Raw genomic sequence first — 15456 nt, 5'->3', positions numbered from 1 at the left:
CTCCCGGACACGGCATGGTCGATCGTCGGATCATCACTATCCTCCAACTGCGGAGGCAAAGATAGTGCGATCAAGGGAGCTACATGTAACCACGCGCGTATGTCCGCTACGGGCCGTTTGCCCGTGCGGAGCTCCCGCGCACCGAGAAGGTGTGCCCGGTTCAGTGGCCGCCGAAAAGGCCGACGATCCAGTAGGTGAGGGCGGAGACGAGCGCTGCCGCCGGCAGGGTTATGAACCAGGCGATGACGATGTTGCCGGCAAGCCCCCAGCGCACCGCCGAGAGGCGCCGCGCCGCGCCGACGCCGATGATCGCCCCGGTGATGGTGTGCGTGGTCGAGACCGGGATGCCGAGCCAGGTGGCGGCAAACAGCGTGATCGCGCCGCCGGTCTCCGCGCAGAAGCCCTGCATCGGGTTGAGCCGGGTAATCTTCGAACCCATCGTGTGGACGATGCGCCAGCCGCCGAACAGCGTGCCGAGCGCGATCGCGGCCTGGCAGGTGATCACCACCCAGAGCGGGACGTGGAATTCCGGGCCGAGATGCCCCTGGGAATAGAGCAGGACGGCGATGATGCCCATGGTCTTCTGCGCATCGTTGCCGCCGTGGCCGAGCGAATAGAGCGAAGCGGAGACGAACTGCAGGCCGCGGAACGCGTTGTCAACGGCGAACGGCGTCTGCCGCACGCAGATCCAGGAGACGAGCAGAACCAGCATCAGGGCCAGGAAGAACCCGATCGCCGGCGACAGGAAGATCGCGCCCACCGTCTTGAGGACACCCGACAGCACAATCGAATCAAAACCGCTCCTGGCCAGTCCGGCGCCGACGAGGCCGCCGATCAGGGCATGCGAGGAGCTCGAGGGAATGCCGAACAGCCAGGTGACGACGTTCCAGATGATCGCCCCCATCAGGGCGGAGAAGATCACCGCCGGCGAGACGATCGCCGGGTCGATGATCCCTCTCCCGATCGTCTCGGCCACATGCAGCCCGAAGAACAGGAAGGCGATGAAATTGAAGAAGGCGGCCCACATCACCGCGAACTGCGGCCGCAGCACCCGCGTCGAGACGATCGTCGCGATCGAGTTCGCCGCGTCGTGCAGGCCGTTCAGGAAGTCGAACAGGAGCGCGATGCCGATGAGGGCCACCAGCAACGGAAGAGCGAGGGTCGCCTCCATCAGACGTTCTCGATCACGATGCCGCTGATTTCGTTCGCCACGTCCTCGAAGCGATCGACGACCTTCTCCAGCTCGCCGTAGAGCTCGCTGCCGATCATGTAGGCCATCGGGTTGGCGGCGCCATGGCGCTGGAACAGGTCCTTCAGCCCCTTCTCGTGCAGCTCGTCGGCACGGCCCTCGATGCGCATCACCTCCTCGGCGATCGTGTTCAGGCGCGTCGCATTGGCCCCGATCTTGTGGAGCAGCGGCACGGCCTCGGCGACGAGGCGGGCGGCCTTGACGATGATCGCGCCCATCTCCCGCATGCCGGGGTCGAAGCTCTTCTGCTCGAACAGGCGGATCGTCTTGACGGTCTTGTGCATCATGTCGATGGCGTCGTCGAGCGACTGGATCAGGTCCTTGATGTCGCCGCGGTCGAAGGGCGTGATGAAGCTCTTGCGCACGGCCAGTAGCACGTCGGCGGTGATCCGGTCGGCCTTGTCCTCGAGTTCGACGATCCTCGTGCAATGCCGCTCGAGGTCCGGACCGCCAGCGAGGACCTGCTCGAGCGCCTCGGCGGCCTCGACTACGGTCAGCGCATGCGCATCGAACAGGTCGAAGAACCGGTCTTCCCGGGGCATCAGGGCGCGAAACCAACTCAGCACGATAGTTTTCCCATGTATGACAGTTTTGCGACAGCCATTAACGGGTTGCGGCCGGAATGGAAAGATGCAGCCTGCCGGATATCACCGGCTTGCTTGCGCAAAAGGCACACAATCTTGCTCCGGACCGGGCGTTTTCAGGGCGCAGGGCCGATCTGCAGGCTGATCAGCGCGGTGCCGGCGACGGCCAGAAGCGCGCCGGCCCAGGCGGAGGCGGGCGGCGCATGGCCCGTCCGCGCCCAGACCATCGGCAGGATCAGGACCGGCGTCAGCGACGACAGCGTCGAGACGATGCCGACATTGCCGTGTGCGAGCGCCGCCATCAGCAGCGACATGCCGAGACCGGTGCCGAAGAAGGCGGAAGCAATCGCAAGCAGGCGCGTGCGCATGGGCAGGACGACGGCGCTCCGCGTCCCGGGGACGCCGAGCGGCAGGAGTGCCACGAAGAAGAGGGCCGCGATGCCGGAGCGGATCGCCATGGCGGTGAACGGCTCGGCGCCCGCCGCCATCGCCGGTCGTGCGGCCAGGCTGCCGAGCGCCTGGCCGAGCGCGGTGATCACGCCGAGCGCGACCCCGAGGGCAAGCCGGCCGGGCGGCGAGGCCGCATCCGTCCTACCCTGACGCCTGCCGTCCTGGCGCGGCTTGCCGGCGCCGATCGCCAGCAGCACGCCCGCAAGCACGAGCGCGATGCCGAAACCCTGCTGGACCGACACCGTCTCGCCGAGCCAAAGGTAGCCGGATAACAAGGCAAACGGTGCGGTCAGCGAAAACAGCAGCGCGGTCTGGCGCGGCCCGGCGATGAAGATCGCTGCGAAATAGGTGGTGCTCGCGATGATGATCCCGAACAGGCTCGACAGCGCCAGCGCGCCCGCCTGCCACGGCGCGATCGTCGACCACCCTCCGACGGCGAGCGAAGCGGCGCCCGTCATCAGGAAGCTTGCGACCATCTGCCAGCGCGTCAAGACGAGCAGCGGCACCCGGCCGGCGAGTTCGCCGATGATCATGCCGCTCAGCGCAATGCAGGCGGCGGCGGAAATGGCGAGGATCTCGGACAGGAACATGAGGGCTTCGAAAAGGAGAGGACGCCGTCCGCTACCGCACGGTGGGTCGTGAGACAACAGGAAAGAAAGCGGGTGGCCCGGCAGGGCCGCACCCCGCAATCCATGTGCGGGACAGGCCCGGCGCTTCTGGGCGTTCGCCGCTTGGCCATTCCGCCCCGAGGCGTCCACCGGACGCGCCTCTGTCGCAGTTTCAGATGGCGCTGGCGAGCTTTTCGGCGATGTAGAGTTCGCGCAGCCGCGCCGTCACCGGGCCCGGAACGCCATTGCCGACCGGCCGGCCGTCGATCCGCGTCACAGGCAGCACGAAACTCGTCGCCGAGGTGATGAAGGCCTCCGCCGCGCCCAGCGCATCTTCCGGCGTGAACGGGCGCACGTCGACGGGAATGCCGGCCCCCCGCGCGATTTCCAGCGTGCTCGCGCGGGTGATGCCGTGCAGGATCGCGTTCGACAGCTCCCGGGTAACCAGCGTACCGTCCCGCGTCACGATATGGGCGGTTGCGGACGTCGCCTCGGTGACGAAGCCGTCCTCGACCAGCCAGGCATCGTCGGCTCCGAGCCGTGCGGCCTCCATCTTGGCCATGGAGGGATAGAGCAGTTGCACCGTCTTGATGTCCCGGCGCGCCCAGCGGAGATCGGGCTGCGTCACCACCGATATTCCGGTCTTTGCCCGCGGATTGTCGAGAACCGGCTTGGCCTGGGTGAACAGGACGACCGTCGGGACCGCGTCCTTCGGATAGGAGAAGTCGCGGTCGGCAGCCCCGCGCGAGACCTGCAGATAGATCAGACCCTCCTGCAGGTCGTTGCGCCGGACGATGTCGCGATGGACGGCCAACAGCTCCTCCGGGGACAGGGGGAGTTGCAGGGCGAGTTCGGCCAGGGACCTCTGCAGGCGGGCGGCGTGGCCGGCATACTCGATGAGCCTGCCGCCGATCACGGCCGTCACCTCGTAGATCGCGTCGGCAAAGAGGAAGCCGCGGTCAAAGACGGAGACCTTGGCGTCTGCCTCGGGGAACCAGGCGCCGTTCAGGTAGACGATACGGGTCAAAAGGATGTCCTCTACTGGAGATGGGGCTTCTTGAACGGGGCGAACTCGATCCCCTCCGCGGCGAGGGCCTGCCGCAGGGCACGAGCCACGCCGACGGCACCGGGCGTGTCGCCATGGATACAGACGGTCGCAGCCTCCACCGGCAGCTGCTTGCCGCCGATCGTCGGAATGCGCCCCCCAACCACCATGGACAGCACCTGGTCGACGCTCTGGCGGAGGTCGTGGATGACCGCACCCTCCGCCTGCCGGGAGGCCAGCATGCCGTTGTCGTCGTAGCGCCGGTCCGCATAGACCTCGCAGGCCACGGACAGGCCGGCCGCCTCGGCCGCCCGCATCGCCTGCGAATAGGGAAGTGCGACGAGGACCAGCCCGGGATCGACGGCCTTGATCGCCCTGGCGCAGACGGCGGCGAGTTCGGCATCCTCGGCGGCCATGTTCGCGAGCGCCCCGTGGGTCTTGACGTGGGTGATCGGCCAGCCGGCCGCAGCCGCCATGCCCTGGATCGCCGCGATCTGGTAGATCAACTGGGCCTCGATATCCTCCGGCCGCTCGCCGGAAATGCGCCGGCGCCCGAACCCGTAGAGATCCATGAACGAGGGATGCGCGCCGATCGACACGCCGCGCGCCTTGGCGGCAAGAATCGTGTCGCGCATGACGACCGGGTCGCCGGCATGGAAGCCGCAGGCGATATTGGCGCTGGTGATGAGATCCATCATCGCCGCGTCGTCGCCGATCCTGTAGGCGCCGAAGCTCTCTCCCATGTCGCAGTTCAGATCGATGCTCGTCATGCTCTCACAGTGTCTCTGCTCAGGGCGGGCGTTGCGCCCGGGCGGCTACCCCTCACGTGTTGCATGCAATGGACTCCACCCATATGATCCTCAGTGTTCGCATACAGTTGGTGTCCTGAATTGCCAAGTCCGTCCTGAAGCGGTGCAGAGCCGGCAACGAGGCGCGATCCGTATCGACGTCACCGGCCCGGCCTGCCGCGCCATGACGCATACGGGCAGCGCCGGCCTGGGAAAAGAAATGACGTGGAACGGCCCCCGGGGCAAGGATGAATCGAAGGACGCATGATGCGATGCCCGTGACGTATCCCCGCATCGTCGCCTGCGGCGACAGCGCCCTGTCGATCGAGCTGTCGGACGGGATCGACGAGGACGTCAATGCCCGCGTCGTCGCGCTGGCCGCGGATCTGGCCGAACGGCCGATCGATGCCATCCTCGAAACCGTGCCGACCTATCGTTCGCTGCTCGTCCTCTACGATCCCGCCGTCCGGCGTGCGCAGGCGCTCAAACCGGAACTGGAGGCACGGCTGCGGGCAGCGACGCCCGGCCGCCGGGCGGGCCGACGCTTCGTCGTCCCGGTCGTCTATGGCGGCGAAGTGGGCCTCGATCTCGACGAACTCGCCGACATGAAGGGCCTGAGCACGGACGAGCTCGTGGCGATCCACGCCGATGCCGAGTACCGGGTCTACATGATCGGCTTCGCACCGGGCTTTGCCTATCTCGGCGGGCTGCCGGAGATCTTGCACACGCCGCGGCTCGCCACGCCGCGCCAGCGGGTCGAGGCTGGCGCGATCGGCATCGGCGGCAGGCAGGCCAGCATCAATTCCGTCCCCGGCCCCAGCGGCTGGCGCTACATCGGCCGCACGCCGTTGAGGCTGTTTGATCCATCGCGCAGCGAGCCCTTCCTGCTCCGTGCCGGCGACCGCGTGCGCTTTCGACCGATCGGCCCCGACGAGGCGGCCGAGCTCGATGCTGCCAGTGCGGCCGGCCTGACGGGGGCGGAGCCCGAGCCCGCATGACCGAGCTTCTGGTCAGACAGGCCGGTCCGATGGTCACGGTACAGGATCGCGGCCGCAAGGGCCTGCTGCATGCCGGCGTGTCCGGGTCGGGTCCGATGGATGGCCCGTCCATGGATCTTGCCAATGCGCTGGTCGGCAACGGTGCCGACTGCGCCGTTCTCGAATTCGCCGGCACCGGCGGCGTCTTCGAGGTGTGGGAGCCCGTCCGGTTCGCCGTCACCGGCGGCGCGGTGGACATCCGGATCGACGGCGTGGCCGCATTCCCCTGGGAAAGCCACCACCTCCTGCCGGGGCAGAGGCTGGCGATCGGCGCGATGCGGGATGCGGTGTGGGGCTATCTCGCCTTCTCCGGCGGCATCGACACGCCGCCGGTGCTGGGGGCGAGGGCGACCCATCTTCGCTCCGGGCTCGGCGGCCTGGACGGCCGCCGCCTGGCTGCGGACGATCGTTTGCCGCTGGGCTGGGCCGCGGCCGGGCCGCTTCTGGCATTCCGCCGGTTCTGGCAGCAGGTCCGCGGCCCGATTCGCGTCGTCCCGGGCCCGCAGGACGACCGTTTCGACGCGGCGGCCTGGCGGGACTTTCTGGAGGAGCCCTTCATCGTCTCCCCCAGCCGGGACCGCATGGGGCAGGTCCTCGACGGGCCGCGGCTGCACGCAGCGGGCGGCCACGACATCGTCTCCGACGGCACCGTGGCGGGCTCCATCCAGGTACCCGCCTCCGGCCGGCCGATCGTGCTGATGGCGGACCGCCAGACGACGGGCGGCTATCCGAAGATCGCCACCGTCGCCTCGATCGATCTGCCGCGGCTGGCGCAGACGCCGAGCGGGCGCCCGGTCCGTTTCGCCGCGATCTCGCAGGCGGAGGCCGAAGACCTGCTGATCGACGGACTGAGCGCGCTCGCAGACGCCATCGCCGGCATGACGGAGAAACCTTCGATCGCAACGCTTTCGTGAGAAGCAGGAGAGGCCGGCAGGCGGCCGCACCCATGCTGAACTCGTCCTCGCAGACAGGCATCAAGGAGAACCGATGCGCTCCCTCTTCCATCTCGCCTACCACGTCACCGATCTCGACGAGGCGCGCCGCTTCTATGGCGGCGTCCTCGGCTGCGCCGAGGGCCGCTCGACCGACACCTGGGTCGATTTCGACTTCTTCGGCCACCAGATCTCGCTGCATCTCGGCAAGCCCTTCGAAGTGACCCGCACGGGCAAGGTCGGCGACCATATGGTGATGATGCCGCATCTCGGCGTCGTCCTGCCGCTCGACGACTGGTTCGCCCTGGCCGCGCGGCTCGAAGCGGGCGGCATCGCCTTCGACATCCCCCCGGTCGTGCGTTTCGAGGGCGAGCCGGGCGAGCAGCGGACGATGTTCTTCTTCGACCCGAGCGGCAACCCGATCGAGGTCAAGGGGTTCAAGGATTTCGACAGCGTCTTCGCACGTTGAAGGCGGCGCAGGGGTAGGGGAGGGACACGACCCCGCCTGCCGCCACGACGCCCTGTTCGCTCAGTTCCCCTCGCCGGCGCGGGCGAGCAGCCGCTCGGCCCGCAACAGATGCGGCCGGTCGAGCATCTCGCCGTCGACGCCGACCACGCCGGCGCCCGGGTTGTCGGCAAACGCTGCGACGACCGCCCTAGCCCTGGCGATCTCCTCGGGCGTCGGCGCGAAGGCCGCATTGATGATCGGGACCTGCGCCGGATGGATCGCCATCTTGCCGACGAAGCCGTCGCGCCGCGCCTCCCGGCATTCCGCATCCAGCCCCTGCATGTCGCGGAAATTCGTGTAGACCGCATCGATGGCGGCAACGCCCGCCGACGCGGCGCCCAGCAGCGTCAGCGTCCGCGCCAGCCGGTAGGGATCGGCATAGGCCCCGCTGTCGGTGCGGTTGGACGCAGCACCGATGTCCGCCGAAAGATCCTCGCCGCCCCAGGCGAGGCCGACCAGGCGATCGCTGCAGCCGGCAAAGGTGCCGAGCGCGAAGACGCCCGCGGCATTTTCCGTTGCGATCGCAAGAATCCGCGTCGCCGCCAGGCCGGCACTTTCCTCGCGCATCGACAGCCGGGCTGCGAGCTGGGCCACATCCGTGCCGCCGACCGCCTTCGGCAGCACGACGCCATCGGGTGCCGCCGGCATGATCCGGTCGAGATCGGCATCGATGAGGCCGGTCTGCAACCCGTTGACGCGCACAAAGAGCCGCGGCCTGCCGTGGCTCGTGACATGCTCCTGCAGGAACGCCGCGGTGATCGCCCGGGCCTCGTCCTTGGCCTCGAGCGACACGGAATCCTCCAGGTCGATCAGCAGCGCATCGGCTTGCGAGGCGAGAGCCTTCTCCAGCTTTCTTCCGCTGTCGCCGGGAACGAACAGGAGCGAGCGCATCACCTGCTCCTCTTCAGCATGAAGGCCTGGCGGCGGCATTCGCAGACCAGCGTGCCGTCCTGCTTGTAGGCCCGGTGCAGGAACTCGACGATGCCCGCATCGGGGCGCGACTTGGACTCGCGCTTGCCGGCGATCTCGGTGGCGACGTTGACCGTATCCCCCTCGAACAGCGGGGCTGGAAATTTCACGTCCGTCATGCCGAGATTGGCGATGGTGGTGCCGACGGTGGTGTCGTTGACGGAGATGCCGATCATCAGGCCGAGCGTGAACAGCGAATTGACGAGCGGCTTTCCCCATTCGGTTTCCGTGGCGCAGAAATGCGCGTCGATATGCAGCGGCTGCGGGTTCAGGGTCATGTTGGAAAACAGCATGTTGTCCATCTGGGTGACCGTGCGCGTCAGCCGGTGGGCAATGGTCGTGCCGACGACGAAATCCTCAAAGTACAGTCCGCCGCGGGGATGGGGCCTGGGAGCCTCTGGCATCGTTTCCTCCTCTGTCTGCGCGCCGGCCGCCTGCAGCCGCCTCCTCCCGGCGGGCACGGGCCGCAGTCCGCCGGTCGCGTGACTGCCAAGGATAGAGCCTTATCGTCCCGGCACCAGCCTTTAAAGATGCAAGCGGCGTTCGGCCGCCGGATGGCAGGAGGGATGCGGCGGCAGCGGCGCCCGGATCAAGCCGGCGCACCGCCGCCCCGGAGGGCTCAGTCGGCGCGAGCCGGACTGACGAAGGACGAGGCCTGGTCCGGGTCGAGGTGCTCCCAATAGGAGCCTTCCTTGCGGGCGATGTGCCGCACGAGGATGTTGGCGGCGCGGGAAAGGTCCTTCTCGCGGATCGCGCTGACGATCTCCACATGCTCCCGCATCGATTTCTCCATGTGGTGCGGATCGTCGCCGAGGCGGTTGCGCAGCGCCGCCATCTTGGCGCCGATCAGGGCGTAGGCGTTCGTTATGTAAGGATTTCCGGACGCAGCGATGATCGCGTCGTGGAAGGCGGTGTCGAGCGCCAGGTAGTCCTTCGTCCGCTTCTCCGCCTGCGCGCGCTCCATCTTCTCGACAATCGCCGCAAGCTCGTCGCCGAGCTTCGATCCGGGCTTGTCGAGCGCGAGCTGGACGGCTGCCGGCTCCAGCGCGAACCGCAGCTCGCAGAGCTGGTTGAGCTCGCCCGGCTGCAGCTCGAAAACGTAGGTTCCCGATTGCGGCTGCACCGTCACAAGCCCCTCGCGGCGCAGGAGCGCGATCGCCTCGCGCACCGGCGTCGTCGATACGCCGAGTTCGGCGGCCAGCACGTTCTCCGACAGCCGCTCGCCCGGCAGCACCCGGCCTTCGACGATCATGTCGCGAATGGCGCGCACGACCTCGTCGACCAGGAGGGCAGGGCGGGTGAGCCGCGTCGTTCTCTTTTCGGTGTTCTCGGTCGCGGCTGTCTTGCGTGGCGACGGCTTGGCCAAGGACTTCATCAGGGACCCCTTTACAACAGTGAAGAAACTGCTACCTTAGTTTCATCTGCTGTCTAAGGTAGCAGTTTGGCATCCATAGAGGAAGATGCCATTTGGGAGGGAGGATATCATGACAATTCTTAAGGCGACGACAGCAGTCGTCCTCGGCATGCTCGCCGGCGCCGGCGCAGTGCACGCTCAGGACAAGTCGGCCGAGCCGGTCGTCCGTCTGAACGCGCTGACCTATCAGGCCGGCGACGCCGACATCCAGAAGCGGTGGGACGCGAGCCCCCTGAAGGGCAAGGCGCTGGTGCAGGGGCTGAAGTTCGATTCGGCCGGCGACATGTATGTCACGACGGCCCGCTGGGGCGGCGCGGACATTCCGGCGACCGTCTCGAAGCTCGTCAAGGCCGGCGACGGCTACGCGCTCCAGCCATTTCCGTCGCAAGCCCTGAACGACGTCGACAACCCCGATGGTCTCAAGGCCGTTCTCGGCTTCGAGATCGACGAGAACGACGTCATGTGGATCCTCGACCAGGGCCACGTCGCCGGCGCCCCCTCGGGCGAGAAGGATGAGAAGCTCGTCCTCTGGGACATCAAGGCCGGCAAGGAAATCCAGCGGCTGGCCTTCGGGCCGGAGGTGTCGAACAAGACCTGCTCGTTTTTGAACGACGTCGTCGTCGACAACGCGTCGGGCTTTGCCTACATCACCGACAGCGGCATCTTCAGCGACCCGCTCTGCGGCGGCCTGATCGTCTACGACAAAAACACCAACACCGCCCGCCGCGTCCTGAACGCCACCAGGTTCACCAACGACGAGCCCAACTTCGGCTTCGCCATCGACGGCCGCCAGGTGCTCAAGAACGGCCGCATGCGCACCGGTGCCGACGGCATCGCGCTCTCCGGCGACAAGCAGACGCTCTACTGGACCAACCTGACGGGCAACACGCTCTACTCGCTGCCGACCGCGTTGCTGCGCGATCCGAAGGTCTCCGAAGCGGAGCTGCAGGGCGCCATCCGGGAGGAGGTGACGCTGCCCTCGAACACCGACGGCCTGACCGCGGACAAGGACGGCAACGTCTACCTGACCGCGCTCCAGCTGAACGGCGTCCTCAAATGGGATCCTGCGACGCGCCGCCTGTCGCAGGTCGCCTATCATCCGGAGATGTCCTGGCCCGACACGCTGGCCTGGGCGCCGGACGGCAGCCTGCATGTCATTTCCAACCATCTCCACCTCTGGGTGGATCAGGACATGAACTTCGAGAACCCGTCCGTTCCGAATTTCACGATCTGGCGCCTGCCGGTCAAGGCAGAGCCATATCTCAACTAAATCGCATGCAGGGGATGCCGCCCGGCGGCATCCCCTTGGAGGAATGCAATGCTTTCTAGGTTCGATCGCGCCTTCGTCTGGGCCAATCAATTCGTGGTGGGGACGCTTCTGCTGATCATGGCAGTTCTGGTCTTCGCCAATGTCGCCTTGCGCTATGCCGCCGGCATCTCGCTTCCCTGGGTGGAGGAACTGACCCGCTACATGATGATCTGGGTGTCGTGGCTGGCGGTGGGGCTGGCGATGCGCGAGGGCGCCCACATTGCCATCGACAATCTCCAGAATGCCCTGCCCGAACCCTGGGCACGGCTGCTCCGGCTGGTGGTGTTTGTCGCGATCGTCGTCTTCTTCGCCGCCGTCGCCTGGTACGGCTGGCAATATGCCAGCTTCGCATGGCGCCAGCAGAGCGCAGTTCTCAGGCTGTCGCTCGGCGCCGTCTACATGGCGATCCCCATCGGTTCGCTGTTGATGCTCGGCCATGTCTGTCTGACCGCCCACAAGCTGCTTGCCGCAAGAGACAGCGGCGACGCCCAGGCCCAGGCTGCGGAGTTCAGCGTCCTATGAGTGCGGTTCTCTTCGGCAGCTTCCTGATCACCCTGGTCATCGGCGTTCCGGTCGCCATCACGCTCGGCCTTTCCACCCTCGTCGCCGTGCTGGTGGACGGTCGCTTCCCGGCGATGATCGTTCCGCAGCGACTGTTCGCGGGGCTCGACAGCTTTCCGCTTCTGGCGATCCCGTTCTTCCTGCTGGCCGCGGAAATGATGAGCGGCGGGCGCCTCACCGAAGTGTTGCTGCGCTTCGCATCTGCCTGCGTCGGCCATGTTCGCGGCGGCCTCGGCCATGCCAACATCCTGACGATGACGTTCTTCTCCGGCATCAGCGGTTCGGCGCTCGCCGATGCCGCCGGCCCCGGCGCGCTCATCACCAAGATGATGCGGGATACCGGCTACAGCCCCGGCTACGCCGCCGCGATGACGGCGTCCGCGGCCATCGTCGGCCCGATCATTCCGCCCTCGATCATCATGGTGATCTATGCGCTGACCGACAACAGCGTCAGCGTCGCGGGCCTGTTCCTGGCCGGCATCGTGCCCGGCCTGATGATCGCCGGTGCGCTGCTGCTCACCAACCACTGGATATCGGTGCGGCGCAACTACCGCAGCCTGGACATGCGCCCGACGCTGCGCGAGTTCATCGTCATCGTCTGGCGGGCGGTTCCGGCGCTGATGCTGCCGCTGATCATCCTCGGCGGCATTCACACCGGCGCCTTCACCCCCACCGAGGCATCCGCCGTCGCCGTCTTCTACGCCTGGTTTGCCGGCCGCTTCGTCTACCGGACGCTGACCATCGAGAAAATTCCCGGCATCCTGGTGCGAACCGCGATCATGACGGCCTCCGTCATGCTGATGATCTCCACCTCCGACGTCTTCTCCTGGGCGCTCACCGTCCTGCAGGTGCCGCAGGCGATCTCGGAGTTCATCGTCTCGCTGGACCTCGGCCCGTTCGGCTTCCTGATCGCGGTCAACATCTTCCTGCTGCTCTTCGGCATCTTCATGGAGCCGCTTCCGGGCGTGATGATCCTGGTGCCGATCCTAGCGCCGGTCGCCGACGCCGTCGGCATCGATTCCCTGCAGTTCGCGATGATCGTGATCCTCAATCTCACGCTCGGCATGATCACGCCGCCGGTGGGAGGCCTGCTGTTCGTGACCTCCGTCGTCACGAAGGTGCCGATGAACGCGCTCGTGCGCGAGCTGTGGCCGCTTCTCGGCGCCGAGATCGTCGTGCTCGCGCTGCTGACGCTGGTGCCGGCCTTCAGCACCTGGCTGCCCAACCTCTTCGGATACGTCCGCTGACATCAAACCAACCCTGAACAGTTCAATTGGGAGGAACTGAAATGCTCAAGAAATTCGCCCTGCTCGCCACCGCGCTGGTGGCCCTGGACGCCACGATGGCCGCGGCCGCGCCGAAGGTCATGAAATACACGCACTACCAGCCCGGCCGCGAGGACCAGCCGAAGCATGCGGCGGCACTCGCCTTCGAGAAATGCGTCGAGGGTGCGACCAGCGGCTCGATCGACGTGCAGATCTTCCCGGCCGGCCAGCTCGGCAATGCGACGACGGCGCTGGAGGGCCTTCGCCTCGGCACGCTCGAGCTGGCGGTCGTCCACGACGGCGGCATCTCGAGCGTCTACAGCCCGTTCGACGTGTTCGCCCTGCCTTACATCTTCCCCAACCACGAGACCGCCTACAAGGTGCTGGACGGGGATTTCGGCAAGGAATTCGCCGATGCGATGCTGAAGGAGACGGGCATCCGCCTGCTCGCCTATGCCGACAACGGCATTCGCCACTTCACCAACTCCAAGCACCCGATCAAGACACCCGACGATCTCAAGGGCCTGAAGATGCGCGTGCAGCCGGCGCCGGTGTTCATCTCGCTGATGGAAAGCCTCGGCGCCAGCCCGTCGGCGATCGACTGGGGCGAACTGCCGGCCGCGCTGGCCCAGGGAACCGTCGACGGCCAGGAGAACGGCGTCACCAACATCATGGCGGCGAGCCTCTACCAGAGCCAGAAATACGCAACGCTCGACGGCCACGTCTACAGCCTGCACGCCTATCTCATGAGCGACACCTTCTATCAGGGCCTGACCGACGTCGAGAAGAAGGCGGTCGACACCTGCGTCGTCGAAGCCCGCGACATTCACCGCAACATGACCCGCGCGACCGACCTTGCCGCCGAGAAGACGCTGACCGACGTCGGGATGGAAGTCTACGTCCCGAGCGCCGAAGAGATCGCGGCCTTCCGCGATCTCGCCCAGCCGGTCGTGCGCAAGCACCTCGAAAGCGAGGTCGGCGCCGAATGGGTGGACAAGCTGGTCAAGGCCGTCGAGGCGGCCGGCGGCAGCCAGTAAGAACGAAAGGTCGGAAATGACAATCGCGTCGCACCTGCAAAGCCCCCTCGTCGTCGTTCTCGACGAGGGCTATGGCGGCACCGAGATCGAGGAGAGCGTGCTGGCGTCTTTCGGCGCGCGCGTTGTCGAAAGGCCGTGCCATGGCCGGGCCGACGCGGTGCGGCGCGCCGTCGAGGGAGCGGACGCCATCCTCGTCCGCGAGAGCCCCGTCAACGCCGAGGCCATCGCGGCGATGCCCGCCTGCCGGGCCATCGTCCGCTACGGCGTCGGCGTCGACAACATCGACCGCGCGTTTGCGGCCGAGCGCGGCATCTTCGTCGCCAATGTCCCGGACTACGGCGTGGAGGAGGTCAGCGACCATGCGCTCGCGCTCCTCTTTGCCGTCGCCCGCAGGATCGTCTCACGGGACCGGGCCGTCCGCGACGGCGCCTGGAACATAGCGAGGGCCGAACCGATGTACCGCCTCCGCGGCGGCACGCTCGGCCTCGTCGGCTATGGGCGGATCGGCCATGCGTTCCATCGCAAGGCCCGGGCCCTCGGATACGAGCGGACACTGGTGTTCGACCCGTTCCTCACCACGCCCCCTGAGGGGGCCGAGCTCGCCAGCGTCGAACGCATCTGCAGTGAGGCGGACGTCGTTTCGCTGCATGCGCCGCTCACCGCCCAGTCGCGGCACATCATCAACCGCGAGCGGCTGGCCCTGATGAAGCCGAGCGCGATCCTGGTCAACACCTCGCGCGGCGGGCTTGTCGACACCGGCGCCCTCTACGAGGCGCTGTCCGAGGGACGCCTTTTCGGCGCGGGCCTCGACGTCTTCGAGGAGGAGCCGCCGGCAAAGGACAATCCGCTCCTCAGCCTGCCGAACGTGATCGTGAGCGATCATACGGGCTGGTACTCGGAAGAGTCCGTCCGGGACCTGCGCCGCAAGGCCAGCGAGGAAATCGACCGCGTGTTCCGCGGCGAGGTGCCGCGCAACTGGGTCAACCGCTGGGAACGGACCGCCGGCCAGGACCCCATCAACGACCACAAGCAGGAGAATGCGAAATGACTTTGGACGAACTGGTTGCCGGATTTCGAACCGTGGCAACGGCCTCTGCGGCCGACGCAGTGGACAAGATCGTCGGTATCCGCGGCTACATGGACAGCACCATCAAGCCGCGCATCAACGAAAAGAAGATCGTGGGGCCGGCCGTCACCGTCCTGGAGGGACCTTCGGACGAATTCGTCCCGCCCCAGCACGCGCTGGACATCATCGACGAGAGCCCGGCGGGCAGCGTCATCTGCATCTCGGTCATCGAGGAGGAGAACGTCGCCGTCTGGGGCGGGCTGATGACGGCGGGCGCCGTCGCCAACAAGCATGAGGCGGCCATCCTGGATGGCGGCGTGCGCGACATCGTCGAAATCCGCCGCGACTACGACTTCCCCGTCTACGCGCGCTCCGCGTCGCCGGGCACGACGCTCGGTCGCTATCGCACCTATTCCTCCAACCAGCCGGTCCGCATCGGCGGCATCATGGTCCATTCCGGCGACATCATCGTCGGCGACATCGACGGCGTCGTGGTGGTGCCGCGCCAGCACGCCGAGGCCGTCCTCGAAATGGCCCTGGAAATCGACCGGCGCGAACTCGAACAGGCCCGCCTGATCATCGAGTCCGGCTCGCTCCGCGAGGGTCTCGCGAAGTACGGACGCATTTGAGACAG

At 67.0% G+C, this 15456-nt stretch carries 17 protein-coding genes; 9 read left to right on the top strand and 8 right to left on the bottom strand.

Annotated features, from left to right (window positions below; all coding sequences use genetic code 11):
• Positions 1–160: 160 nt before the first annotated feature.
• The 5 genes from P0086_RS09025 to P0086_RS09005 all read right to left on the bottom strand — a co-directional run bounded on the left by P0086_RS09025 (position 161) and on the right by P0086_RS09005 (position 4706).
• Positions 161–1171, bottom strand: coding sequence for an inorganic phosphate transporter (locus tag P0086_RS09025; protein ID WP_112595044.1), 1011 nt, complete (start codon positions 1169–1171; stop codon positions 161–163).
• Positions 1171–1815 carry a DUF47 domain-containing protein gene (locus P0086_RS09020; protein WP_112613224.1) on the bottom strand — a complete coding sequence of 215 codons (645 nt, stop codon included), beginning with the start codon at positions 1813–1815 and terminating at the stop codon, positions 1171–1173. The genes P0086_RS09025 and P0086_RS09020 overlap by 1 nt, the downstream gene beginning before the upstream one ends.
• A gap of 134 nt (positions 1816–1949) precedes the next feature.
• Positions 1950–2873 carry a DMT family transporter gene (locus P0086_RS09015; RefSeq protein ID WP_112595040.1) on the bottom strand — a complete coding sequence of 308 codons (924 nt, stop codon included), beginning with the start codon at positions 2871–2873 and terminating at the stop codon, positions 1950–1952.
• Positions 2874–3063: 190 nt separating this feature from the next.
• The gene (locus tag P0086_RS09010) at positions 3064–3918 is read right to left on the bottom strand and encodes a D-amino-acid transaminase (protein ID WP_275784787.1); all 855 of its coding nucleotides are present in this window, start codon (positions 3916–3918) and stop codon (positions 3064–3066) included.
• An 11-nt stretch (positions 3919–3929) separates the two neighbouring features.
• Positions 3930–4706 carry a 5-oxoprolinase subunit PxpA gene (locus P0086_RS09005; protein ID WP_275784785.1) on the bottom strand — a complete coding sequence of 259 codons (777 nt, stop codon included), beginning with the start codon at positions 4704–4706 and terminating at the stop codon, positions 3930–3932.
• A gap of 290 nt (positions 4707–4996) precedes the next feature.
• Between P0086_RS09005 and pxpB the strand changes: the two genes are divergently transcribed.
• The 3 genes from pxpB (at position 4997) to P0086_RS08990 (ending at position 7162) form a co-directional block, all read left to right on the top strand.
• The gene (gene pxpB, locus P0086_RS09000) at positions 4997–5722 is read left to right on the top strand and encodes a 5-oxoprolinase subunit PxpB (protein ID WP_275784784.1); all 726 of its coding nucleotides are present in this window, start codon (positions 4997–4999) and stop codon (positions 5720–5722) included.
• Positions 5719–6675, top strand: a complete 957-nt coding sequence (locus P0086_RS08995) for a biotin-dependent carboxyltransferase family protein (RefSeq protein WP_275784783.1) — start codon at positions 5719–5721, stop codon at positions 6673–6675. The genes pxpB and P0086_RS08995 overlap by 4 nt, the downstream gene beginning before the upstream one ends.
• A 73-nt stretch (positions 6676–6748) precedes the next feature.
• The gene (locus P0086_RS08990) at positions 6749–7162 is read left to right on the top strand and encodes a VOC family protein (protein WP_275784782.1); all 414 of its coding nucleotides are present in this window, start codon (positions 6749–6751) and stop codon (positions 7160–7162) included.
• 60 nt (positions 7163–7222) lie between these two features.
• On the opposite strand, the gene P0086_RS08985 is transcribed toward P0086_RS08990, so the two are convergent.
• The 3 genes from P0086_RS08985 to P0086_RS08975 all read right to left on the bottom strand — a co-directional run bounded on the left by P0086_RS08985 (position 7223) and on the right by P0086_RS08975 (position 9545).
• Positions 7223–8092, bottom strand: a complete 870-nt coding sequence (locus P0086_RS08985) for a CoA ester lyase (protein ID WP_148150464.1) — start codon at positions 8090–8092, stop codon at positions 7223–7225.
• Positions 8092–8574: a MaoC family dehydratase gene (locus P0086_RS08980; RefSeq protein ID WP_112595028.1), complete on the bottom strand. Its 483-nt coding sequence runs from the start codon at positions 8572–8574 to the stop codon at positions 8092–8094. Before P0086_RS08980 ends, P0086_RS08985 begins: the two co-directional genes overlap by 1 nt.
• A gap of 215 nt (positions 8575–8789) precedes the next feature.
• Positions 8790–9545, bottom strand: coding sequence for a GntR family transcriptional regulator (locus P0086_RS08975; protein ID WP_112607176.1), 756 nt, complete (start codon positions 9543–9545; stop codon positions 8790–8792).
• 109 nt (positions 9546–9654) lie between these two features.
• On the opposite strand from P0086_RS08975, the gene P0086_RS08970 reads away from it, so the two are divergent.
• The 6 genes from P0086_RS08970 to P0086_RS08945 are packed head-to-tail and all read left to right on the top strand — an operon-like array spanning position 9655 to position 15451.
• Positions 9655–10854: an L-dopachrome tautomerase-related protein gene (locus P0086_RS08970; RefSeq protein WP_275784778.1), complete on the top strand. Its 1200-nt coding sequence runs from the start codon at positions 9655–9657 to the stop codon at positions 10852–10854.
• A gap of 48 nt (positions 10855–10902) precedes the next feature.
• Positions 10903–11415 (top strand): TRAP transporter small permease, encoded by a 513-nt coding sequence (locus P0086_RS08965; protein ID WP_275784776.1) that lies wholly within the window; start codon positions 10903–10905, stop codon positions 11413–11415.
• Positions 11412–12701, top strand: a complete 1290-nt coding sequence (locus P0086_RS08960; protein WP_112595020.1) for a TRAP transporter large permease — start codon at positions 11412–11414, stop codon at positions 12699–12701. Before P0086_RS08965 ends, P0086_RS08960 begins: the two co-directional genes overlap by 4 nt.
• 41 nt (positions 12702–12742) lie before the next feature.
• On the top strand, positions 12743–13756 hold the full coding sequence (locus P0086_RS08955) for a DctP family TRAP transporter solute-binding subunit (protein ID WP_275784774.1): 1014 nt from the start codon (positions 12743–12745) through the stop codon (positions 13754–13756).
• A 16-nt stretch (positions 13757–13772) separates the two neighbouring features.
• Positions 13773–14804, top strand: coding sequence for a C-terminal binding protein (locus P0086_RS08950; protein WP_275784772.1), 1032 nt, complete (start codon positions 13773–13775; stop codon positions 14802–14804).
• Positions 14801–15451, top strand: a complete 651-nt coding sequence (locus tag P0086_RS08945; RefSeq protein WP_112613214.1) for an RraA family protein — start codon at positions 14801–14803, stop codon at positions 15449–15451. Before P0086_RS08950 ends, P0086_RS08945 begins: the two co-directional genes overlap by 4 nt.
• The last annotated feature ends 5 nt before the right edge of the window (positions 15452–15456 follow it).

This window comes from Mycoplana sp. MJR14, from assembly GCF_029210525.1.
Classification (GTDB): domain Bacteria; phylum Pseudomonadota; class Alphaproteobacteria; order Rhizobiales; family Rhizobiaceae; genus Mycoplana.
Note: the sequence above shows the minus strand (reverse complement) of the source record. Positions and strands in the feature narration are given on the sequence as shown.

Bases quoted from the DNA above. Each gene is read 5' to 3' on its own strand.
- P0086_RS08960 (WP_112595020.1), top strand. From the start codon at position 11,412: ATGAGTGCGGTTCTCTTCGGCAGCTTCCTGATCACCCTGGTCATCGGC.
- pxpB (WP_275784784.1), top strand. From the start codon at position 4,997: ATGCCCGTGACGTATCCCCGCATCGTCGCCTGCGGCGACAGCGCCCTG.
- P0086_RS09015 (WP_112595040.1), bottom strand. From the start codon at position 2,873: ATGTTCCTGTCCGAGATCCTCGCCATTTCCGCCGCCGCCTGCATTGCG.
- P0086_RS08975 (WP_112607176.1), bottom strand. From the start codon at position 9,545: ATGAAGTCCTTGGCCAAGCCGTCGCCACGCAAGACAGCCGCGACCGAG.
- P0086_RS08945 (WP_112613214.1), top strand. From the start codon at position 14,801: ATGACTTTGGACGAACTGGTTGCCGGATTTCGAACCGTGGCAACGGCC.
- P0086_RS09005 (WP_275784785.1), bottom strand. From the start codon at position 4,706: ATGACGAGCATCGATCTGAACTGCGACATGGGAGAGAGCTTCGGCGCC.
- P0086_RS08995 (WP_275784783.1), top strand. From the start codon at position 5,719: ATGACCGAGCTTCTGGTCAGACAGGCCGGTCCGATGGTCACGGTACAG.
- P0086_RS08980 (WP_112595028.1), bottom strand. From the start codon at position 8,574: ATGCCAGAGGCTCCCAGGCCCCATCCCCGCGGCGGACTGTACTTTGAG.
- P0086_RS09025 (WP_112595044.1), bottom strand. From the start codon at position 1,171: ATGGAGGCGACCCTCGCTCTTCCGTTGCTGGTGGCCCTCATCGGCATC.
- P0086_RS08985 (WP_148150464.1), bottom strand. From the start codon at position 8,092: ATGCGCTCGCTCCTGTTCGTTCCCGGCGACAGCGGAAGAAAGCTGGAG.
- P0086_RS08950 (WP_275784772.1), top strand. From the start codon at position 13,773: ATGACAATCGCGTCGCACCTGCAAAGCCCCCTCGTCGTCGTTCTCGAC.
- P0086_RS08955 (WP_275784774.1), top strand. From the start codon at position 12,743: ATGCTCAAGAAATTCGCCCTGCTCGCCACCGCGCTGGTGGCCCTGGAC.
- P0086_RS08990 (WP_275784782.1), top strand. From the start codon at position 6,749: ATGCGCTCCCTCTTCCATCTCGCCTACCACGTCACCGATCTCGACGAG.
- P0086_RS08965 (WP_275784776.1), top strand. From the start codon at position 10,903: ATGCTTTCTAGGTTCGATCGCGCCTTCGTCTGGGCCAATCAATTCGTG.
- P0086_RS08970 (WP_275784778.1), top strand. From the start codon at position 9,655: ATGACAATTCTTAAGGCGACGACAGCAGTCGTCCTCGGCATGCTCGCC.